Here is a 20,894-nt window from a genome sequence, read left to right as displayed (position 1 = left end):
CTGACCAAATTTTGGGCATTGCGATGGCGGGCCCTTCTCGGCTAAAATCATGCGGAAGGGCCGGCAACGAAACGAACCGTCAAGGGTTCTCGTTGAAAAATGGCTCTCAAAGGGTCCGGTAATGCTGGTGTGCGGCGAAATGGCGGGGATTCACGGGGAGGCGGCGTCGGCCGCTGGTTCCCGAACGATTCCGGCTGCCTCCATGCCCGGCCTCCTGGCCGGCGCGCTTCTGCTTCTTATCGGCCCCTGAGCGCCGGCTGGGCAGTTGCTGCCTGGGCACTCAGGGGGAACGCAGAGACGCCAGCCCTTCGAGCGCCCCGCATGGCGCACTGACCAGAGGATCATTCCCATGACACCCGCGAACAAGTCCGACAAGGACCGCGTCGTTATTTTCGACACCACGCTGCGCGACGGCGAGCAATGCCCCGGCGCCACCATGACCTTCGAGGAGAAGATCGAAGTCGCCGAGATGCTCGACGACATGGGAGTCGATATCATCGAAGCCGGCTTCCCGATCGCTTCGGTCGGTGATTTCGAAGCGGTCGCGGAGATCGCCAGAAACGCCAGGAACGCGGTCGTCGCAGGTCTGGCGCGCGCCATTCCCGGCGATATCGCCCGCGCCGGCGAAGCCGTGCGACACGCGCGTCGGGGCCGCATCCATACCTTCGTTTCCACGTCGCCGATCCATCTGGCGCATCAGATGCGCAAGAGCGAGGCGGAGGTGCTGGAGATCATCACCGCCACGGTGAAGCAGGCTCGCAACCTGGTCGAGGATGTCGAATGGTCGGCGATGGACGCGACCCGCACTCCGATTGATTATCTGTGCAAATGCGTGGAGGCCGCGATCGCGGCGGGCGCCACCACCATCAACCTGCCGGACACCGTCGGCTATGCGGTGCCGGACGAATACCGGCGGATGTTCATCACCATTCGCGAGCGGGTGCCGAACGCGGATAAAGCGATCTTCTCGGTGCACTGCCATGACGATCTGGGTCTCGCCGTCGCCAACTCGCTGGCGGGCGTCGAGGGTGGCGCGCGTCAGGTTGAGTCCACCATCAACGGCATCGGGGAGCGGGCGGGCAACGCCGCGCTGGAAGAAGTCGTGATGGCGATCAAGACCCGCGCCGATGTCATGCCGTACTGGTGCAACGTCGAGAGCACGATGCTGACCCGCGCCTCCAAGATGGTTTCGGCGGCCACCTCCTTTCCGGTGCAGTACAACAAGGCGATCGTCGGCCGGAACGCGTTCGCGCACGAGAGCGGCATTCATCAGGACGGCATGTTGAAGAACGCGCAGACTTACGAGATCATGACGCCGGAGAGCGTCGGCGTGAAGCAGACATCGCTGGTGATGGGCAAGCACTCCGGCCGCCATGCCTTCCAGCACAAGCTGGAGGAACTGGGCTACAAGCTGGCCGAGAACCAGTTGCAGGATGCGTTCGTGCGGTTCAAGTCGCTGGCCGACCGCAAGAAGGACATCTACGACGAGGACATCATCGCGCTGGTGGACGAGGAAATGGCTGCGACGCACGATCGCATCAAGCTGTCATCGCTGACGGTGATCGCGGGTACCCATGGTCCGCAGCGCGCGACGATGAAGCTCACGGTCAATGGCCAGACCCGGATCGAGGAGGCCGAGGGCAACGGTCCGGTCGACGCAGTATTCAACTGCATCAAAAGACTGGTGCCGCACGAGGCCAAGCTGGAGCTCTATCAGGTTCATGCGGTGACCCAGGGCACCGACGCGCAGGCCGAAGTATCGGTGCGTCTCAGCCAGGACGGGCGTGCGATGACGTCAAAGGCTGCCGATCCAGATACGCTGGTTGCCTCCGCCAAGGCGTATCTCGGCGCGCTGAACAAGATCGTGATGAAGCATCAGCGCGACGTGCCCGCCGCCGCCGCGAGCTGAGTCTTCGTTGCTTATGCTTGCTTATGCAGAACGGGTGAGGCGCGCCGTTTTGTCATTGCGACGCATCTACGCGCCGAATGCGACATGCTACTCCGACGCATCGCAAGATGAATCGGAACGGCGGCGCTTGTTTGACGACACGAGATTACATCTTCGTGAGAGAAGGCACCTTGCGAAGATGTAATTTGCCTGGCACGCCGCGCACCTCCATCTTGATTGGACCTTGCAAAGGAGAGTTCCAATGAAGAAGAAGGCCATTCTCGCAGGTGTCGCAGCGCTGGCTATCGCCAGTTCGACGGCAGTATATGCCCATCAGCATCACCCGTGGTCCCATCAACGCGTGCAGCTCAGTGCGCAGGATCGGGCGGCTATCGCGGATGCGCGGATCGCGGCGGTTCATGCCGGTCTTGCACTGACGCCGGATCAGGAGAAGCTGTGGCCTCCGGTGGAACAGGCCATCCGCGATTTCGCCAAGCTCCGAATCGACCGCGCCAATGCTATGATGCAGGCCAAGAAGGAGAAGAAGGAAAGCAAGAAGGATGATGCACAGAAGCAGCAGGCGGCCGTTGATCAGGTGGCGCGGCTTCGCGAGCAAGCCGATCGCATGGCCCAGACGGCCGCGGCTTTGAAGAAAATCGCTGATGCTGCCGATCCGCTTTACAAGACCCTGGACGATGGCCAGAAGCGCCGCCTGATGGTTCTGACCCGCATGAATCACGGTTTCGGAATGGGTGGCTGGCGTCATCATCATCGCTTCGACCGGGGCGGTGATCGGCTTGATCACAGCAAGGACAGCGACGAGGATTCCGGTCGTCTCTGATCAGCCGGCATAAGGTAGCCATGAAGAAGCCGCCGGGAATCGGCGGCTTCTTGTTTTCTTGAAGAGCCAGAAGAAAGCGCGGCGGCCTTGCTGGACATCGCCGGTCCACTTTGCTAAACGACCCGCTCCCGCGAGGGAATCTGGACAGTTCCGGGCGATTAGCTCAGTTGGTAGAGCAGCTGACTCTTAATCAGCGGGTCGTAGGTTCGAGCCCTACATCGCCCACCAAGTCTTTCAGGCACTTAGGAGAAATCAGGGTTGCCGTTCCGACAGCCGTTGACTCTGCTATTCCGACAAATTCCCCGTTTTTGTTCGCAGGTTTCGACGTTTACGAGCTCCCTCTCTTTGCTGATCGGGCGTCTCTTGCGCATACCTGATCATGGTGCTTGTGTTCTTATGTCCGCTCAGCGATCGTAGTTGCGATTCCGTTAGTCCGGCATTTGCGCCCTCGACGTTACCGCCATGCCGGATGCCCATGAACTTGACGCTCTTGTCGATGCCGGCCAGCTCTCGAACTTTTGCGATGCAGTGCCGAAAGTAGTCCTCTTGCCAAGGCAGATGAATCTTTCGGGTTCGATCCAAATTCTCTCGCGTTACAATCAAAGTCCCTAAGCGAGGAGCGTTGTCTAATCTATCCATCAACTCAGGGAACAACGGCGTGTTGTCGATGTCAAAAAGTGGAAGGTCGTACAAAACCTTCGTCTTGTGATGAAAAATCCGCACGCAGTTGGGGGAGTCAGATGGCTTATAATGGCTCCAGCTGAGTCGGGAGAGTATGTCCACTTGGCGTTGAAGCCAGTGATAGGCGATTAAAGCCGCTGTACCGATGGACGCCATGCCGAGTCCGTCTGCTGCATCAACAAACTTAGTAAGCTCCTCGTGGGTGACGGGACGAGTGCGAGTCGGAGAATATGAAATCTCCATTCGCGAGAAAGGATTTTCGGCAGGAACAACTTTCGGCTGGCACCGATAGGCTACTGACCAAGCTCTCTTAGCAGCAATCATAGCGCCCATGGCGGTGCGGTTGCGCTCACTGCCGTCGTTTTTGATCTTGAGTTTTGAATAGAGTAAATCTGCAGCTCCGGGTGTAATGCTCTGCAGTTCGAGTGCGCCAACACGCCTTCCATCCTTTAAGGGGTGTTTCGAGACGAGGCCGAGCAACCAGTCGATATCTTTTTTATACTTCGCCGATTTCTCTTCGTACTGCGGCGTCCTTTTGTAGGTCGCGATCATCCAGTCGAAACTTCCCGCCTGAACATTAGGGAATGATGCTCCGACGTTGAACCGCCTTCGCCAGCCATCGAATTGCGGATTTAGTATCGTATCGCAACGCAGCTTGGCCATGGCATAGTCACCGCCTAGTGCTTCTGCCTTCAGAAGGCATCCGCCTTTCTTTGCCCAGCTTGGAATGTCCCAATAGTAGGCTTCTGCTCCATGCCGTAGGCGCTTTGCTCTCATCAACTTCGGCCATCCGACAGGTTTGCGCCTCTTCATCTGATCAAATCCGCGGCGTCTTCTTTCACTGCTGGCTCCCACTGCAGATTATGACGGCGCGCAATGTCGCGATTGAGTTTGAGTTTATGCCACTTGTCTCTGCAATGGGGTGCACGAGCCGGTGCGCAGTAAATGCCCTTCCGGACTTTATCGAGGAATGAATCAACAGATGGCTCATCGCAATACGCTGCGGCTGTTTCCGATGACATTTCCATCGGCCAAGCACCTTCCGGAAAATACACTGCTCGTTTCATAGCTTAACGCGATCGGAAAACAGCGCGGCTACATGTGCCAGCGTTGCAATGGTGAATACTCGTTTCTGCTTGAGGTCAGGGGAACGTCGCCCCACTATGGGGTGCAGTGGAAGTGTATCAAGATACTCTGTTGTATCCTCGAAGGTTTGGCGATATTCGACCCGGCTTTCGAATTGGGCGACGCGTTCGTCTTGGAAGATGGCTCTTTGTTCGATTGTGAGATCACCCCCAGCGGGTAACTCCCCCATGAGATGGTATCGCCATTGTTCTGCCCGAATAAATATCGCTGCGCTTGGCGTTGGTGCGTCCAGCTCGACGTCGATAGCCAGATCAGTTAAGATATCGTCGGTATCTGGCACTGCCTCTTCAAACAGATCACAAGCTTGAGCAATACCCGCTCCCAGTGCAACAATGACCGCTGCAATTGCTTCATGCAGTGAATGGCCGGGTGCTAACTGATCGAGATGTTTGACTTGCCAACTATCCCAGCCGCCCCCATGACATGTGGCGAGAAGGCGAGCATACCTTTCATAGTGAATTGCAGTTTCTTTGATAGCCGCCCCAGAAAGTGGAGTTGCTGCTACCGCGAGAAGCAGCGCCGCTGCACTATCGGGCGAGCCTCGCGCTGCATTGCCTCGACCGGTAATTTTTCGATGGCCGCTGGTAACAAGCATCCGATCATGCATCGAGACAGTAGCCCGATGAACGCCGAATTGATCGGAGACGACGTTGATGATGTTCGCTGGAGTAACCATTCCATCTGAATAAAACTCAAATGAATGCCTGTCAACTCATTTGAGTAAAAATCAAATGGAGCTGCGCCGATTGCCGTAAGGCTGTAGATTGAAACTCTATTCCCGAAACCCCGTTCGAGGTCCAAAAGACCCCCAGCCACCCAGCCCGAAATGGTGGCTTGTTCAACAGGCGGCGGATCGCCTCGATTGCCAGCGATCCCGATCTGGATTTTCCAAGGCGCGGACAATTTCGTTCTTGCAGATGGGGTGTTTGCCGTTCGGCGGATTACCTCTCCGCCAAAAACCCTTTCGCCAACGTTCGGTTTCGTTGAAGTTATCCCCTAGTTGCAGGCGTTTCTGTTGCGCTTCCTATCTGGTAGAAGCGGAGCTAGAAGTGGCTCGTACCATCAATCGTCTGTCGAACCGGAAGATCGGGACCGTCAAGAAACCGGGAATGCATAGCGATGGTGGCGGTCTTTATCTCCAGGTGACGGAAGGCTGTGACGGCGCGCTCCGGAGATCTTGGCCTTTCGGTATGCGGTCGCTGGTCGTGAGCGCCAGATAGGACTTGGACCGCTAAGCGACGTGCCACTTGCGAGGCGCGGAACCGGGTGTCGTCTGCGCCGTGAAGGTAAAGATCCAATCGTCGAGCGCGAGGGTGCGAGGGCTAGGGCTAGCGTGACCGCAACAAAAGTCATGTCGTTTGATGAATGTGCGATGGCCTATATTTCGGCTCACCGAGCGGGCTGGCGCAACATAAAGCATGCCAGTCAATGGATAAACACCCTCGGCACCTATTGCTCGCCGGTTTTCGGAGCTTCCGATTCAGCTTGTCGATGTCGGACTGGTGATGAAGGGTGTGGGGTATAGAAGCGAATTTAGTCCGGCTCGGGCCCACATCCCTAGGTTTTATCGCCATCAGGCACAGTCGATCGCTACGGCCAGGCTCAACAGAGTTACGTGGTAACGAATCGAACTGGCTCTGTACGTCTCTGCTGAGGTAGATATGCGAATGGTCAGAGCAAGGACAGCTGGCAGGTTACGCAGAGCCAGCGCCGCCATCCTTTTATTTGATGAACGCGCTGACCAATAGCAAGATCAGGATCGAGGAATCCGGCGCGACCGGCGAGCACCGGCGTATCCGGTGGCCCTACCTTTGAATTTCCCGGTTCGAAGCGCATTCTGGGTCGCGGCTTCATATCTCGTCGGTAGTTTGTTGAGAGGCAATTTCTTTACATAGCTCAGCTTGCCGAATTTCGCCGCTATCAGCAGCGCGGCTTCATAGTCGCTTAGCCGTCTCTCCGGAGAATACGACGCGGCGCTACACGAGCGTTTTACACCGAGGCTTCTTTCGCCTCAGAAACACGGTAGACGCACGACGTTAGACCTTTTAGAACTCGCCGTGCAGCCGCCCGGAGAATACATGCACGGGGCCGCGGTCGGCGTTGTAGGCGGGGTTCGTAACAAGCTGATAGTCCGCGGTCAGCGTGAACCATTTGTTCAGCGCAAAGGCATAGTACGTTTCCAATACGCGCTCGCGGCTGTAATTGAGCTGGCCGTCGCCGATGAGAATGCCAAGGCCGCCGGCTGCGATGAAGTCGCGATGATCCCGTGACAGAGCGTTGATCGCACTGCCGATGCCGATCACATCGTCCGGCCGGCCCCAGCGAATTCCTTTGATCGACGTCCCGAACGCGAGGCTGGCATCGATATCGGTGAACGACATGATTTCAGTCCTGCCGTCATTCCAGCTCCAGCGTCCGAATAGCCCGACGTCGTCAGTGACGACCTGCTCGACGCTGAAGACGTACCCGTACTTGATGCGCCCGGCGCGGGTCAGTGCGATGTCGAGATTGAGAGCGGGGTTGTTCAGCGTGTCACGATAGCTGCCCATATAAGCACTGTTGAGCCAGCCGATGGCGCGGAGCTTGCCCGGCTGGCCCAGCAGCGAATAGCGCGTCTCCAGTTCCAGCAGGTACTCGCCGCGCTCAAACAAGTGGGCATCGAAGCTATTGGAATTCGATTCAGAAACTATCAGAAAATAGCCGCTGCGCAGCGCCCATTGTTTCTGATTGAGTTCGGCCGTGACGCCGTAGCTGAGGCCAACCTTGTCTGCGGAGTAGTCGAAGGCGCCCGGCGCCCACAGCGCCCAGTTTATGAAGTCCTTGCGGGTGTCCTTGGCGAAGTCGTTGCCGTCGAACACGTCGAGAACGGCGAACTTGCCAGCTTGCAGCGTCAGCCGCGAGATATCGGCCTTGCCGGCAATCTGTGCCAGTCCGCCCTCCAATTCTTCCTGCTCGCCGCCTAGGCCGAATGTCTGGCGTACGAACAGCCGAGAGGTGTTGTAGTGCGGATAAGGAAAGTTGGACCTTTGCGCCTCGCCGTTTGTAAAACCCGCTACGCCGACGGTGTCGTTGAAACCAAAACCCTGAAGCAACTCGGGATTATAATAGACCTCGCCGCCGTCCCAGAGCCGCGCGTTCAGAAATAGGCTGTTGCTCCAGGTCGCCTTATATTGGGTGTCAGGCGTTAGGCTGTTGGCGCCGCTATAGGGCGCGGGGAACGATGGATAACCTTGGCCTAGGTAAGTGGTCTGGCCGTGAACTTCCCAGCGGTCGGATTCCGGATCGGTGAGCGAGACCGCCGGAAGGTTGGCGCTGGCCGGGTTTAATGAGAGCCTGCGGTTGAGGCCGATGCGAACCGACTGAAAGTCCATGGTTGCGGCGTAATGCGCGGCCGATGGAAACTGAACGCTTGTTTCGTCGAATCGGTAGTAGAGATATTCGATCCGTGCGCTCCAATGCGGCGCGAAAGCGTATTCAAGCCCCAAGCCGGCGACCCAGCCGAAGCGGGTGTCCAGTGCCTTCTCCCGATCGCTCGACGGCAGATCGTTGAGGTAACGCTCACGGGCGAAGGCAAAGCCCCCAGTGGCATAGGCAAGCCACGGACCCGTGGCGTAGCCGATCCGGCCGCGCGCCGATCCGATGAAGTCCCACTGTTGCATAACGTCGGAGCGCGCTGTCGCGAGCTTCGAGACGACCGAATTGGATCCGATGTAGCTCGGAAACGAGATGTCGGCTTCGGCGCCGAGCAGCAGCCCTGAGGGAAGCCGGAGGTTGTAGCCGCCCTGAGCGCCGCCGATCAGCCCGCCGAAATCGTTGCGGCCGATGGCCAGTGCGGGGTCCGAGATTGCCGCGGCCGATCGGCCGCCGCCGAACCCGGCGTGGGCGCCAAAATAGAGACCGGTCCACTCGATGACCCGAGGGGGCAAGTCTTTGGCGGTGATGGAGGCGTTGGGATCCGCGCCGGCGGCCGAGCCGGCCAGCGACAGCGTACCCAGCGCCACGCCGCCTAGCAAGATGGCCGTCCTGCGTCGCAGTCGGATGTTTGGGTTGTTATCGGACCGCCTGTTAAAAAACGGGTAATACGCCGCACTCGTCATTTCGCCTATTCGAAGGAACGCGTTAGGAAAATGCCGCGGATTGCAGGTGATGCCGTCCGCAGACCCGTTCAGATATCCGCCTGTGCCGTCGGTTCCTCTGGGATAAGGAACAGAGTGAACCATCTGGAACTATGTATTGCAACTAATTCGCAGTTGCAATTATTATCCTTAGGATGGAAGGCGGTGAGTGAGGAGACGAGAACTGCCGGCGAGATTTGGGTGACGATAAATGCGCTGGAAGCGCCGCTCAGAACCTGCGGTGTCGGGAAGACACAAAGCTTCCGTCAGTGAACATCCCAAAGTAACGGTCGCCTGATAATTCGGGCAAATTTCTTGGCTGCGCTCAGGCTTGATGCGCGATTGTAGTGTTCCTCGATGACGCGCGGATCTCGGCGGTGAATGGCGGGCGTGGATCGCTTGTTCTTCGTCTCACCAGCTCCGAGAATAATCCACCACCGCCCTTCAATGTTGACGAAGCTGCGTCAAATTTCGAGACTCGCGGGGCTTTCGTGCGCGGATCGAAAACGATCTCGCTTTTGGTGACACGACCTCACGGCAAATTTTTTTGGCGGACCAAGAGCTGAGGGCAAAAGACTAGGGGTTGGCGCCCATTCTAAAATGCGTCGTTTCAAGCGAACCGGCGTCGGCCTCCAAAGATAACAGGAACGCGCGACCGAGCGGTTTCCCCAGGGATGGTCCGGATCATACCCTCCCGCCGAAGTTCTTTCTGTGTCGGCCCCGTTAGCATTGAGGCATCAACTCGCGGATATACCTGGGCTGAAGCTAGAGGCGTAGGTACAAACGGGGGGTGCGATCGAAAGAGACAACGAAACTCCAACAAAATCAGTTACATTGAGCGGACTCCCTTGTCGCCGAAGCGCGACATCTTCGATACTTAATTGTTGATCTTTTTTGCTTGTGCTGCCATTTAATTTCTCACAGCTGTATTGCAGTATGGGTGGGCTAATTGCGCGTTACCGGCTTCGCCGGTGCCACCTTCGCGAATGCGCTGTTTATGATCATAAGATACCGATTTTCTTGGATCGAGCATCCCGCGACAGATTGGGCATTTTAAACCGGACTTTGTCGCAGCTTCCAAAAATGCCATAGATTTAGCATCGTCAGAAAACTTGGTGCGATATTGCGTATCTTCAATATTGAAAAATCGACCCTTCAAGCCGAGAGACGTAATAGCCGGCTCCGGGGTAACAGAGCCACCGTTATTGAACGTGGTGACTAGATATACGAATAAGTCGCGCGTTTTAGAAATTCGCTGTGTCCTGCTCATATTGGTTAGAAGCAGGCTCAACCAAGATTTGTTATCCATTAGAAATTTTTCGAGTTTCTCGCGAACAGAAGAAAACTTCCTAAAAAATCCACCGTCATTATTTCTGACGCGCTCAGCGATTAGCTGAGTGATGCCGAGAAATAAATAGCGATTATGTTTACCTCGCTCATTATAGAAGTACACGGCGGGATGCAGGCCCAAACTGCCGGGAGAATTTCCGCTGACGCGATTGAGCACATCAAGCGCGCGGCCTAGCACTGATAGAGTTTCCTCTCCCGTTTCATCATCCGAATAATCTGCGATTGTCATGGGCGATGCGGGATTAGGTGAACCAGCTATAGTTAGAAACTCAATCAGTACCGAAAGTGCATCTACTGGAGAGACCGCGCCCCCAAGAGGCAGGTCTAACGTCTTAACGGGAGCGTCTGCTTCCGGCTCAAACAGCAGTCTAAAAAACTCACTGGCCCGCTCCTCAAGTTCTGCTTGCCGATTCGCCGGGAAAACCGCCCAGTACTTGTTCCCCGTGCCAGCTCTGAGAATTGCTCGCGCGCTGATGGCAATGGGTTTGCGTCTGTTTTTATTTAGCGTAGTTTCAGTCGCGTCCAAGGGTGTACCTTGCGAATTGATTTTATAGAAAGATGATTCTGCGACCGGCGCGGGGCCCTGCACCCATTGTAGGGAAAGCGAGCGCGTAAAGGCGCGCGTCGCCCGCTGAGCAGTTTTTGAATTCGCGCTATCTGGGTGCCCGACAACTTGCCTGAGGGTCTGATACCTTCCGACTCTTTTTTCTATTAGAGAGCGGGCCCTTTTCGCTGCTTTCTTCTGGTCGTTCGAAATTCCACCCCGATAAAATGCGGCCGTAATAGGCCCATCACCGTAATCATCCTCCATCCAGGCGCGAAGTGCGCTCAGCCTATGACCTCCATCCAGCACAAAGATTAGATCCGGTGCTTTCCAGAGAATGAGACCGGGAATAACTTCATTATCCACGAAACTTTCGATAAACGTGGCAATCTGCTCCGGGCTCCAGTGATTTGTCTCCCTCTGAAAATCCGGCTTTCGGAGAAGCCGGAAAATCGGCTGCCCCTGTTCGAGATTCGAAATTGGAAAATCTTTGAAAAGATCAAGAGTGTATTCCTGACCCTTCACTCCGAAGTCTTCCCGCCGTATCATCGCATCAAGGTTTACGCGCTGCGCCATTTCGTGCTCGCCTATTTCAAAAGTTGAAATCGATGGTAATATGAACTTCCTTTTGTGCAGTCAAAGTTATCACTCCCCTCAGATAGGGTGGTGACGATCTCTGTACGCCTGCGAACTCAGGCGCTTGTAGAGCGCGGCGATATCTGCCTTCTCGGTCAGTGAACGTGTCCACGACACGCCAGCCCTCGCGGTCTGCTCGTTCGCGGCACAGCCGGATCTGGTCGTCGATCGAGGCGTCGCGCTGCTTCTCAGTGGAAAACCGGGCATAGATTGCAACTGGGGTCATTGTCTGTCCCCTTTATACGTTTGATTATGGCGGCGTAGTCCGACCGGCCTTGATAGTGCCTGCCTGAATGTAATGGCGCTCCGCAGTACCGAGACTGGAATGCGCCAGAATCGGGCGAATCAGTCCTCGCGCTTTCGGGCGAAATACGCGCGAGCGTCGTCGCTGCGGCATCCCGAAAAAGGTGCGGCGAAACACGGACGCCGGTAATACGTGTTGTGATCGCTCCTATTCCCGAAATAGTTCAATCCGAAAAATGGTGCACCGCGCTCGCCGTAGTCGTGGGACTGCCCGCCCCGGGCCATGAACCGGGGTCTGGTTTCACTCAAGTACCGGCGCAACAGCGCGGCTACCTGTGCAGGCACCGGAGCTTCCCAAGGCAGGGCCGGTTTTGGTCATCTCCTCTGGCAACGCGACAACAATCTCATTCTGAGTAAGATGGATGGAGTGGTTGAGTCTCAGGCCAGCGAAGGCCCGTCTCCGCATCGGCATGAGCTCAAGCTCGCCACCATGGTGCCGTCTCGCCGCCGCTTGGCGGCGATTAATTCGGTTGTTGCAGCATCGGCCTGCAAGGTCGCCAATTTGATGCCAGCGTCCAGCAGCACTTGAGAGCACCCGGCCGCGTTTACGTTCGGGATTGCCGCGCCCTGCGGATTGCTTGAGGAATGTTTCCAGGCGTCGCTGAGGGCCCCAATTAACTTTGGCGCGGCGGCACATAATACGCGCAGGGTACCGCTCACGAACATCAGCTTACTCATGGGAGCCAGATGTCGGAGCGCCTCTAGCCAAGCCATGAGCCGGCTGAGGGTCGCGCGATCTGCCGGAAGCTGCAGCAAAGACTCAGGTTCGACCCGGACCAGCCAGCCCAACCAGCGGCTATAGCGATGTTCCAGAGTGGCGAGCGAGGTCGCTCGCAAATGCGAAAGCGCGCCGTTGTCGTCGAGCGGTCCGCCGCGCCGGAGAAGCCGCTGCCACATCGCTCGATCAGCTTCTGGCCAAATTGTGATCGGCAGAACAAGGCTCATCGCTTACGGCTCTTCTTCTCCGAAATAACCTTTGCAAAAGCCTGGGTCGCGGAACGGGCTTCCAATCGGAATACATGTTCAGCGTTTGGCTAAGCTCCGAGTGGCCGAGGAAACGGCGCGCAGCTTCATAGCCCCCCGGATTCGCATCAAGCCAGACCATCACCGCAAGGTGACGGAAAAGATGCGCGTTCACTTCCAGCCCCGTTTCGCGGCGAATTCGCCTGGCCAGTCGAGATGATAACTGGTTAGGATCGACAGGCCCACGGCCGTCCCGACGCTGAAAGAGCCACGGTGTACCCGCCGGGCAAAGCTCTGGCACGCGCGACGAGAGATGCCGGTCGATCATACGGCTCACATCTCGCCGTAGCTCGAATTCGACGGGGCGCTGATTCTTCACTTCGTTATCTTCGAAAACCAGAAAGACGCATCCATCTCCCGGGCGATGCAGATTCCGTTCGACGCTCGCTCGGCCAAAGATCCGGTCCGGAAAGCTTTTGCAGCTTGTCCTCATTTTGAAGAACACGCAGACGCTCACGGTTCTTGCGCGTCATGCCAACTTGCTTTCTGACGCCGACCAAGTCGGCAATCCGATCCTGCACTTCTTCCGGTGCGTTTAGAATCCTGCTAATGTTACGAAGGAGGCCGGCGGCCTTTGCAATCCCGCGCCTGGTTTCGTCATTGTGACGCGCCAGCATATGCCGGAGCCCAAGCTCCGCCATAGCGGGGTCGATCAGCACCAGGACGCTATCGATCTGGCTGGGAGGAATACCCGCATGGATAAGGTCGGAGGCGAACCGCAAAATCTGGCGTCGGTACTGATTGATCGTTGCTGGCTTCCTCGGAATGCGAGGACCCTCAGGGTCGAGGGGATCGGGGCGACGCAGACGATTCAGAAAATTGATCGAGATCATTGTGAAAACTGTTCGGAAAAACATCGGCCGGCAGCTTGACTATTTTCTGGCGCGAATGGAGCGAAAGGGTCTTACGAGGCCATTCGGCAATACGCCGCGTCGCAGGATTCCAGCCATTGACGGCCGCGCGATAGGCGATCTCGGTCGACTTGCGGATTTCGTTCAGCGCGAGTGCTTCGCGATAGGCGAGGGCGTGCTCCTCGCTGACGTCGTTTTGAGGCGCAACTCTTGGCGATTGAGAAAATGAACAAACCGACAGAGCGAGGGCCGCGAAAAAGTGCTCGTAGGATGAGTTCGCGCCGGCGGTCGTGCAATCGGCGCTTATCGTCCGGCGCGATTAGAAGCACCCCGTCGGGTCGTTTCGAACCTTTCTCGATTTCGCTGCGCGCGACACTGAGCTGGCCAAGGCTTGCTTTGAGCGGAACACCATAGCCTCCTGCAATCATCAGGGCTCCCCGAACCCGATTGCACGCCCTCAGGCCTTAGGATGGCGCTATTAACGACCTTGATCGCGGTCTCAATCTCCTTGCGCGCGCGTTGAACCTCTTTAGCAGCTCGGGCCGATGATCGACTAATCGAGATCAGATTCTGGGTCGGATGAAGTGCTATTCCCAGATATCCAGAGAGCTTTCTGAGATCATCGAATTCAGGAGCGAACTCGGCAGTTATGGAGCTTATCTGCTCGTCAGTGAGCGGTCCATCAACTCTGTACCTCTGTACCTTCCAGGGCACAGAAAAGCTGAATGCGTGGCGATAATAAACAAACCGTTCTCATACGGATCGAATACTTGCAGTTCATCGTCTTGCTGCGAAGGGGAATCGTTTTTCAAACTAGCTCCGCCCTCGATCCATTATGCACTGCATTCCGACGCAAATCTCATTATTCACAATAATGAAACTGCTGAAGAGAGCACAGTTCGGCGCTGCTTGATAGAGAGTTGGCCAAGGCGAATCAGCAGGGAGTCATTACCACCCGTAGTAGAGAGTAGCATACCTGTTCGAAGAGATGCCGTGTTATGCGATCCTGCGCGGCGATAGTGGTTTATGAAGCGAAACGTCCACTCGATGGATCTATCGCGATGGCGCGCCACTCCGGAATTCCAGGTTCGACTTCGCCATATCATGCTGAAAAGAACCGCGGGCGGTATCTAGGACGTATCGATCCGGGTGGCTTGATCAATGGGGCAAGAAACCGCTTCCGATATTAGAGAAGGATTGACCTCCGCAGGGGCACCTTGTTACGCCTAAGCAGGTAAACTGGTAGCTGATCGGCACGATTGGGAACTCCCGCCGTTGCACTGTTGCTGGTCGACGTTGGGTCTACAGCGTGCTACGCTTTACCACCGCTCGAATCGAGATCCTATTTTGTACTTGTCCGTACGCCAATTTAACCTGTCATTGCTGCGCCTTCCGCGAAGGATGGTGGTTGTCTTGGTTCTAGGAATCTATTTGTCGGCAGGGTTGCTGCACGGAGTTTGCGATTTCGATGTTACGAATCCGTCGGGGAAAGAGATTATCTCCCTAGTTGACAAGAGCGACGGTGCATTTAAACACGGCGTTGTAGGTCATCACTGCCATGGGTGCTTCTCTGTTTCCGTGCCGGTTCCTGTCCTGGCCGCGCGCACCATTTTGCCGGCGCGTGAAGTAACGGTCGCTCATGTTATCCTCCGTCGAGGCCTTTCGCCCGGCATCGATCCGCCGCCACCGAAATTCCTGACCTGAACGCTGTCGTCGGGACGCTACGTGTCCCCATTCCGTCGTCGTCAGGTACCTCATCATGGTTTCAAGGACCGCAGCGCGCCTTGCGTGCGCGGTGGCACTGCTGGTCAGCCCGTGGCTGACGGCGGTGTCGCATTCGCAGCCGCTTATTTTGAGAACTGCGCTGCAGCGCGCGCTCGCCGCCAATCCGCGTCTCACCGCTGCCGAGCGTGACGTCGGAATCGCGACGGGCCAGCGCATACAGGCTGGCGTCTTCATCAATCCGCAAGTATCCTACCAACAGGACAATTCCTTTGGTTCGGGCATCTATCAGGGGACGAGGTCCGCCGAAACGACACTACAGATCAGCCAGGTTTTTCAGCTATCTGGCAAGCGGCAAGCGCGCATCGCTGCCGGCGAGGCGGGCATCGAGGTCGCTACGATCCAGCGCAGGGCGGTCCGCCTTGAAGTGTTGTCCGGTACGGCTGTCGCGTTTCTCAACGTGCTGGGTTTGCAGCGTCGAATCCAAATTCTCGATGAGCAGGTCGCCGCCATCGACAAGATGACTCCGCTGCTCAAGCGCCGTGTCGAAGCTGGCGCGTCGTCAGTCGCCGAGACCGGCCGCGCAGACGTTGCGTCGTCCCTCGTGAAGGCAGATCGGGAGCGGACAAAGGCATCTTTGGCGACCGCGCGCCGAGAACTTGCGGCTCTGATGGGCGAAACATCCGCCAAATTCGATTCCGTCACCGGGCGGCTCGATGTCACGGGCCGACCGCCGACGTTCCAGAGCGTTGTTGCAGCGATTGATAGCAATCCTCAACTCGTCAGATGGACCGGGGTATTCGCGCAACGCAACGCCCAACTCTTAATGGCACGACTGAAACCTTATCCAGACGTAAGTCTGTCTGCCGGATGGCGGCACTACAATAATACTGGCGACGATGCGTTGCAGCTCACCATGTCGGTTCCGATCCCGGTGTTCGACCAGAACCAGGGCAACATCCTGTCCGCGCAAGAAACCCTCGAAAAGACCGAGGCGGAGCGAAAAGCCAACCGCAACGCGCTGATCGTCATGGCAGGCCGCGCCTACGATTCACTACAGGGGTCGCTGCGCGAACTCGCAGTGTTGCGTGAGACTTCGATCCCGAAGGCGCGTCAAGCCGCCGAAGCCATCTCCGACGGCTACGGGCAGGGACGCTTCACACTGCTTGAAGTGCTGGATGCGCAGTCGATGCTAATGCAGGCGCGCCTACGCGAGCAGGAGGCGCTGCAGAACTTCCACGTCGCCGTGGCCACCATCGAGGGGCTTGTCGGCAATCCGTTCTCCCTGGCGCAGGAGCGTGCGCGATGAAACCCCCGGTTACGGTCCTTATCGCCATTGTTGCATTAGCACTGGGCGCTCTCGGCTACCACATCCTGGCGCCAATCATGACGCCAGCATCGACGCAGCAGAGCGAAAGAGATCCCAAGGAGGGGAATTCCGGCAACGAGCACGTTGAACACGACGAGCACGGCGCCGACCGCATCCGGATCAGCGATGTGAAACTTGCCGCGGCTGGCGCGGAGTTTGCCGAATCCGGTCCGGCCACGTTGACGGAGACTTTGTCCTTCAACGGCGTTCTGCGGGCCAACCAGGAGGCCGTTGTCCAGGTAACCCCTCGCTTTCCCGGGATCGTCCGCGCTATCCGCAAGCGTATCGGCGACACGATTGCCAAAGACGACCAGCTTGCGTCGATTGAGAGTAACCAGAGCCTCACGGTCTACGAGCTGAAGGCGCCTATCGGGGGAACAGTCATCGACCGGCAAATTTCGTTGGGCGAGTACGCATCCGAACAAAAGCCTAGCTTCGTCGTCGCTGACCTATCCACGATCTGGGTCGACCTGTCGATCTACCGGCAGGATCTGAGCCGCGTAAAAACTGGCGACCAGGTGCTGATCGATCCTGATGACGGCGCCGGCGAGATCAAGGGCACGATCTCCTACGTCGCTCCGGTCGGCGCGAGCGATACGCAAACCGCGCTGGCGCGTGTCGTGCTGCCGAACCCGAACGGTCGGCTAAGACCCGGGCTATTTGTGACTGCGCGTCTCGTTCTTGCTCAGCGGAAAGTGCCGGTCGCCGTGAACACCGGTGCGATCCAGACGCTGGAAAACAAGACTGTCGTGTTCGTTCGCGAAGACGACGACAAGCTCGAGGCGCGGCCCGTTGAACTCGGCGACTCCGACCAGAATTCTGTCGAGATCCGCGCCGGCATTTCCGCGGGAGAGAAGTACGTCGCCAAGAACTCGTTCGTCGTGAAGGCAGAGATGGGCAAGGGAGAGGCCGAGCATGATTGATCTGGTTCTCGCCTTCTCGATTCAACAACGCTGGCTCGTTCTGCTTTTCGTGATCGGCCTGCTAGCCTTCGGCGGTTGGAATTTCACGCGGTTGCCGATCGACGCTGTGCCGGATATCACCAACGTACAGGTGCAGATCAATGTACAAGCGCCTGGCTACTCGCCGCTCGAGACCGAACAGCGCATTACGTTCCCGGTCGAGACCGCGATGGGCGGACTTCCTAAGCTCGAGTATACGCGGTCTCTGTCGCGATACGGCTTGAGTCAAGTAACCGTCGTCTTCCTGGATGGGACGGATATCTACTTCGCGCGGCAGCTCGTCAACGAACGAATCCAGCAGGTCAAGGACCAACTTCCGGCCGGCGTCGAGGTTGCCATGGGCCCGATCTCCACCGGTCTGGGCGAGATCTACATCTATACGGTTGAAGCAAAGGATGGAGCGAGCGGAGCGCAAGGCAACGGCTATTCGCCGAGCGATCTGCGAACCATCCAGGACTGGATCATCAAGCCGCAGCTTCGCAATGTTCCCGGTGTAATCGAGGTCAACACCATTGGCGGCTTCGAGCGGCAATTCCATGTGCTGCCGGATCCCGGCAAGTTGATGGCGTACGGGCTCGGATTTCGGGATCTCATGACCGCGGTTGCGGCCAACAATGCTAACGTTGGTGCCGGCTACATCGAGAGGAACGGTGAGCAATATCTTGTCCGCACGCCCGGCCAGGTTGCCAACATTGCCGAGATTCAGGACATCGTAATCGGTTCGCGCAGCGGCGTTCCAGTGCGAGTCAAAGACGTAGCCCAAGTCATTGAGGGGAAAGACCTGCGTACTGGTGCGGCCACGTTGAATGGTAAGGAGACGGTGCTCGGCACCGCCATGCTTTTGATTGGCGAGAACAGCCGGGCGGTTGCTCAGCGGGTTTCAGCCAAGCTCAAAGATATCGCCAAGTCACTTCCCGAGGGCGTCGTCGCTCGCACCGTCTACGACAGAAGCCATCTCGTCGAGGCGACGGTTAATACGGTCGAGAAAAACCTCATCGAAGGCGCGATCCTGGTGATCGCCGTCCTGTTCCTCATCCTTGGCAACATCCGCGCGGCGCTGATCACTGCCTGCGTCATCCCGCTCTCCATGGCGATGACGGTGACTGGCATGGTGGAGACAAGGGTCAGCGCCAACCTCATGAGCCTCGGGGCTATTGACTTCGGCATCATCATCGACGGAGCGGTCATCATCGTCGAAAATTGCCTTCGTTTGCTCGCGGAACAGCAGCAAGAAAAGGGGCGACTACTTACGCTCAAGGAGCGCCTGCATACCATCCAGGCCGGCGCCAGCCAGGTCATCAAGCCGAGCCTGTTCGGCACAATCATCATCGCTGTGGTCTATCTCCCGATACTGACCCTGACCGGCGTCGAAGGGAAGATGTTTACGCCGATGGCGCTGACGGTGCTCATGGCGCTCGCAGCGGCGGCGCTCTTTTCGATCACGTTCGTTCCAGCGGCCGTCGCCATCTTCGTCACCGGGAAGGTATCGGAGAAGGAGAACATCTTCATGCGGGGAGCAAAGCATATCTATACGCCGCTGCTTGGCCGTACCATCTCGCTCCGAAAATCGGTCGCGATCATTGCTGTCGCCTTCGTCTTGGTGATGGGATTTGCGGCAACGCGCATGGGCGGGGAGTTCATCCCGAGTTTGGACGAGGGCGACGTGGCTCTGGCCGCGATCCGGATCCCTGGGACCAGCTTGACGCAGTCACTCGATCTCCAAGCCGCTCTCGAGAAGCGCATCAGGCACTTGCCCGAAGTGAAGGACTTCTTCACGCGGACCGGGACCGCCGAGGTCGCGACCGACGCCATGGCGCCATCGATGTCGGACGGCTACATCATGCTTAAGCCGCGCGCAGAGTGGCCTGACCCCGAGAAGCCGAAGACGGAGGTCGTCGAGGAGATTGAGAAGGCGGCGAACGACATTCCCGGCAGCACTTACGAAATTTCGCAACCAATTCAACTTCGAGTCAACGAATTGATCTCCGGCGTACGGAGCGATGTTGGCATCAAGATCTTTGGAGACGATCTCGACATTCTGCAAGGCGCGGCGAAGCAGGTCCGGGTGGCGATTCAGAACGTTCGGGGAGCCACTGACGTCAAGACGGAGCAGGTCGCCGGTCTGCCCATTTTGACCGTGAAACTCGATCGTCAGGCGCTCTCACGATATGGCCTCAGCGTCGGCGACATCCAGAACATTGTCGAAATCGCGATCGGCGGAAAGAGCGTCGGCAAGCTGTTCGAAGGCGACCGTCGGTTCGACATTGTCGTGCGTCTTCCGGAATTCCTCCGCGGCAATCTCGAAGCGATCCGAGCGATCGCGATTCCGCTGCCGCCCTCGGCCGAGCAGGCATCCAGTGGCGTCACCAGGACAGCTTTGAAGTCGCCGGCGATTACGATGCGGTACATCCCGCTCTCGTCCGTGGCCGCGGTCGATGCAGCGCCCGGGCCGAATCAGATCAGCCGAGAGAACGGCAAGCGAAGAATCGTCGTTACGGCAAACGTCCGCGAGCGCGACCTTGGATCATTCGTCGCCGAAGCCCAAGAGGCTGTCGCGCAAAAGGTGAAGCTGCCCCCGGGCTATTGGATCGGCTGGGGCGGTCAGTTTGAGCAGCTGGTCTCGGCGACTAAACGTCTTACCATCGTGGTCCCGGTGGCCCTATTGCTGGTATTCCTTCTGCTATTCATGAGCCTGGGATCCATCGGCGATGCGCTGCTGGTGTTCAGCGGCGTGCCTTTGGCGCTGACCGGGGGCATCGCGGCTTTACTGCTGCGGGGCATCCCGCTCTCGATTAGCGCCGGTGTTGGTTTCATCGCTTTGTCGGGCGTCGCCGTCCTCAACGGCCTGGTTATTGTGGAGTTCATTGAGCGCCTAAGGCGCGAGGGGAAGTCGACGCTTGAGGCGGTCCGCGAGGGAGCACTGACGCGCCTGCGGCCCGTGTTGATGACTGCGCTCGTCGCCTCGCTTGGCTTCGTCCCGATGGCCATCGCAACCGGCGCCGGCGCCGAGGTGCAAAGGCCACTCGCCACCGTCGTCATTGGAGGAATCATCTCTTCGACGATTCTGACTCTATTGGTCCTTCCGGCCCTCTACATGCTGTTCCGGAAGGGGTCGGCTTTGGTCGCCAAAGCGGACGAAGCGGAGGGAAGTCCCACATGACCGCTGCGAGCCAGGAGATACGACTCCGTGTCGCCGGGAATGGATTGCGCCCAGTTGCGGGACGAAAATCGAAAATGCCGTCTCGCGCTTGCCCGGTGGGACCGCTGTCCAAGTGTCCGTCGCTGGCGGGAGCGTGGCGGTTGAGCATGATGGGGCCGCACTGCGGGACGTCGTGTGCGGGCAGATCGCGGCGCTCGGATATGCGATCACGGAATCGAAGGAGTTAGACGACATTCACGTTCGAAGTGTACTCGACGACGAGCGGGCTTCGGCGGCCTATAAAGGAGAGTGCGCCCGCGGCCA

14 protein-coding genes and 1 tRNA gene are annotated in these 20,894 nt (G+C 57.7%); 8 read left to right on the top strand and 7 right to left on the bottom strand.

Annotated features, from left to right (window positions below; genetic code table 11):
• Positions 1 to 349: 349 nt before the first annotated feature.
• The 3 genes from ACMYR2_RS14000 (at position 350) to ACMYR2_RS13990 (ending at position 2,957) form a co-directional block, all read left to right on the top strand.
• Positions 350 to 1,909, top strand: coding sequence for a 2-isopropylmalate synthase (locus ACMYR2_RS14000; protein WP_416193172.1), 1,560 nt, complete (start codon positions 350 to 352; stop codon positions 1,907 to 1,909).
• Between the two features lie 241 nt (positions 1,910 to 2,150).
• Positions 2,151 to 2,729, top strand: coding sequence for a Spy/CpxP family protein refolding chaperone (locus ACMYR2_RS13995; protein WP_347265204.1), 579 nt, complete (start codon positions 2,151 to 2,153; stop codon positions 2,727 to 2,729).
• Between the two features lie 152 nt (positions 2,730 to 2,881).
• A tRNA-Lys gene (locus tag ACMYR2_RS13990) sits at positions 2,882 to 2,957 on the top strand.
• A gap of 57 nt (positions 2,958 to 3,014) precedes the next feature.
• Here the strand turns inward: ACMYR2_RS13990 and ACMYR2_RS13985 are convergent.
• Both ACMYR2_RS13985 and ACMYR2_RS13980 read right to left on the bottom strand, forming a co-directional pair.
• Entirely contained in the window at positions 3,015 to 4,223 is a 1,209-nt protein-coding gene (locus tag ACMYR2_RS13985) for a hypothetical protein (protein ID WP_416193171.1), read from the bottom strand.
• 250 nt (positions 4,224 to 4,473) lie between these two features.
• On the bottom strand, positions 4,474 to 5,232 hold the full coding sequence (locus tag ACMYR2_RS13980; protein WP_416193170.1) for a hypothetical protein: 759 nt from the start codon (positions 5,230 to 5,232) through the stop codon (positions 4,474 to 4,476).
• Positions 5,233 to 5,907: 675 nt separating this feature from the next.
• Between ACMYR2_RS13980 and ACMYR2_RS13975 the strand changes: the two genes are divergently transcribed.
• Positions 5,908 to 6,081 (top strand): phage integrase central domain-containing protein, encoded by a 174-nt coding sequence (locus ACMYR2_RS13975; protein ID WP_416193169.1) that lies wholly within the window; start codon positions 5,908 to 5,910, stop codon positions 6,079 to 6,081.
• A 520-nt stretch (positions 6,082 to 6,601) separates the two neighbouring features.
• Here the strand turns inward: ACMYR2_RS13975 and ACMYR2_RS13970 are convergent.
• The 5 genes from ACMYR2_RS13970 to ACMYR2_RS13950 form a co-directional block, all read right to left on the bottom strand.
• On the bottom strand, positions 6,602 to 8,653 hold the full coding sequence (locus tag ACMYR2_RS13970; RefSeq protein WP_416193168.1) for a carbohydrate porin: 2,052 nt from the start codon (positions 8,651 to 8,653) through the stop codon (positions 6,602 to 6,604).
• Positions 8,654 to 9,581: 928 nt separating this feature from the next.
• Complete coding sequence (locus tag ACMYR2_RS13965; protein WP_416193167.1) at positions 9,582 to 11,141, bottom strand: GmrSD restriction endonuclease domain-containing protein; 1,560 nt, start codon at positions 11,139 to 11,141, stop codon at positions 9,582 to 9,584.
• 16 nt (positions 11,142 to 11,157) lie between these two features.
• Complete coding sequence (locus ACMYR2_RS13960) at positions 11,158 to 11,427, bottom strand: recombinase family protein (RefSeq protein WP_416193166.1); 270 nt, start codon at positions 11,425 to 11,427, stop codon at positions 11,158 to 11,160.
• Between the two features lie 455 nt (positions 11,428 to 11,882).
• Positions 11,883 to 12,449 carry a hypothetical protein gene (locus ACMYR2_RS13955; RefSeq protein WP_416193165.1) on the bottom strand — a complete coding sequence of 189 codons (567 nt, stop codon included), beginning with the start codon at positions 12,447 to 12,449 and terminating at the stop codon, positions 11,883 to 11,885.
• A gap of 401 nt (positions 12,450 to 12,850) precedes the next feature.
• Positions 12,851 to 13,360 (bottom strand): hypothetical protein, encoded by a 510-nt coding sequence (locus tag ACMYR2_RS13950; protein WP_416193164.1) that lies wholly within the window; start codon positions 13,358 to 13,360, stop codon positions 12,851 to 12,853.
• A gap of 1,422 nt (positions 13,361 to 14,782) precedes the next feature.
• On the opposite strand from ACMYR2_RS13950, the gene ACMYR2_RS13945 reads away from it, so the two are divergent.
• Genes ACMYR2_RS13945 through ACMYR2_RS13930 form a run of 4 tightly spaced genes read left to right on the top strand, consistent with a single transcriptional unit; the run spans position 14,783 to position 20,591 of the window.
• Positions 14,783 to 15,082, top strand: a complete 300-nt coding sequence (locus ACMYR2_RS13945; protein ID WP_416194104.1) for a hypothetical protein — start codon at positions 14,783 to 14,785, stop codon at positions 15,080 to 15,082.
• A 55-nt stretch (positions 15,083 to 15,137) separates the two neighbouring features.
• Positions 15,138 to 16,409, top strand: coding sequence for a divalent metal ion exporter subunit IhpA (gene ihpA, locus ACMYR2_RS13940; RefSeq protein WP_416193163.1), 1,272 nt, complete (start codon positions 15,138 to 15,140; stop codon positions 16,407 to 16,409).
• Positions 16,406 to 17,392 (top strand): divalent metal ion exporter adaptor subunit IhpB, encoded by a 987-nt coding sequence (gene ihpB, locus ACMYR2_RS13935; protein WP_416193162.1) that lies wholly within the window; start codon positions 16,406 to 16,408, stop codon positions 17,390 to 17,392. The genes ihpA and ihpB overlap by 4 nt, the downstream gene beginning before the upstream one ends.
• Positions 17,385 to 20,591 (top strand): efflux RND transporter permease subunit, encoded by a 3,207-nt coding sequence (locus ACMYR2_RS13930; RefSeq protein ID WP_416193161.1) that lies wholly within the window; start codon positions 17,385 to 17,387, stop codon positions 20,589 to 20,591. Before ihpB ends, ACMYR2_RS13930 begins: the two co-directional genes overlap by 8 nt.
• The last annotated feature ends 303 nt before the right edge of the window (positions 20,592 to 20,894 follow it).

The sequence above is a fragment of the Nitrobacter sp. TKz-YC01 genome (assembly GCF_047824785.1).
Lineage (GTDB): Bacteria > Pseudomonadota > Alphaproteobacteria > Rhizobiales > Xanthobacteraceae > Nitrobacter.
The sequence above is the reverse complement of the archived record's forward strand: the minus strand, read 5'-3'. Positions and strand labels throughout refer to the sequence as shown.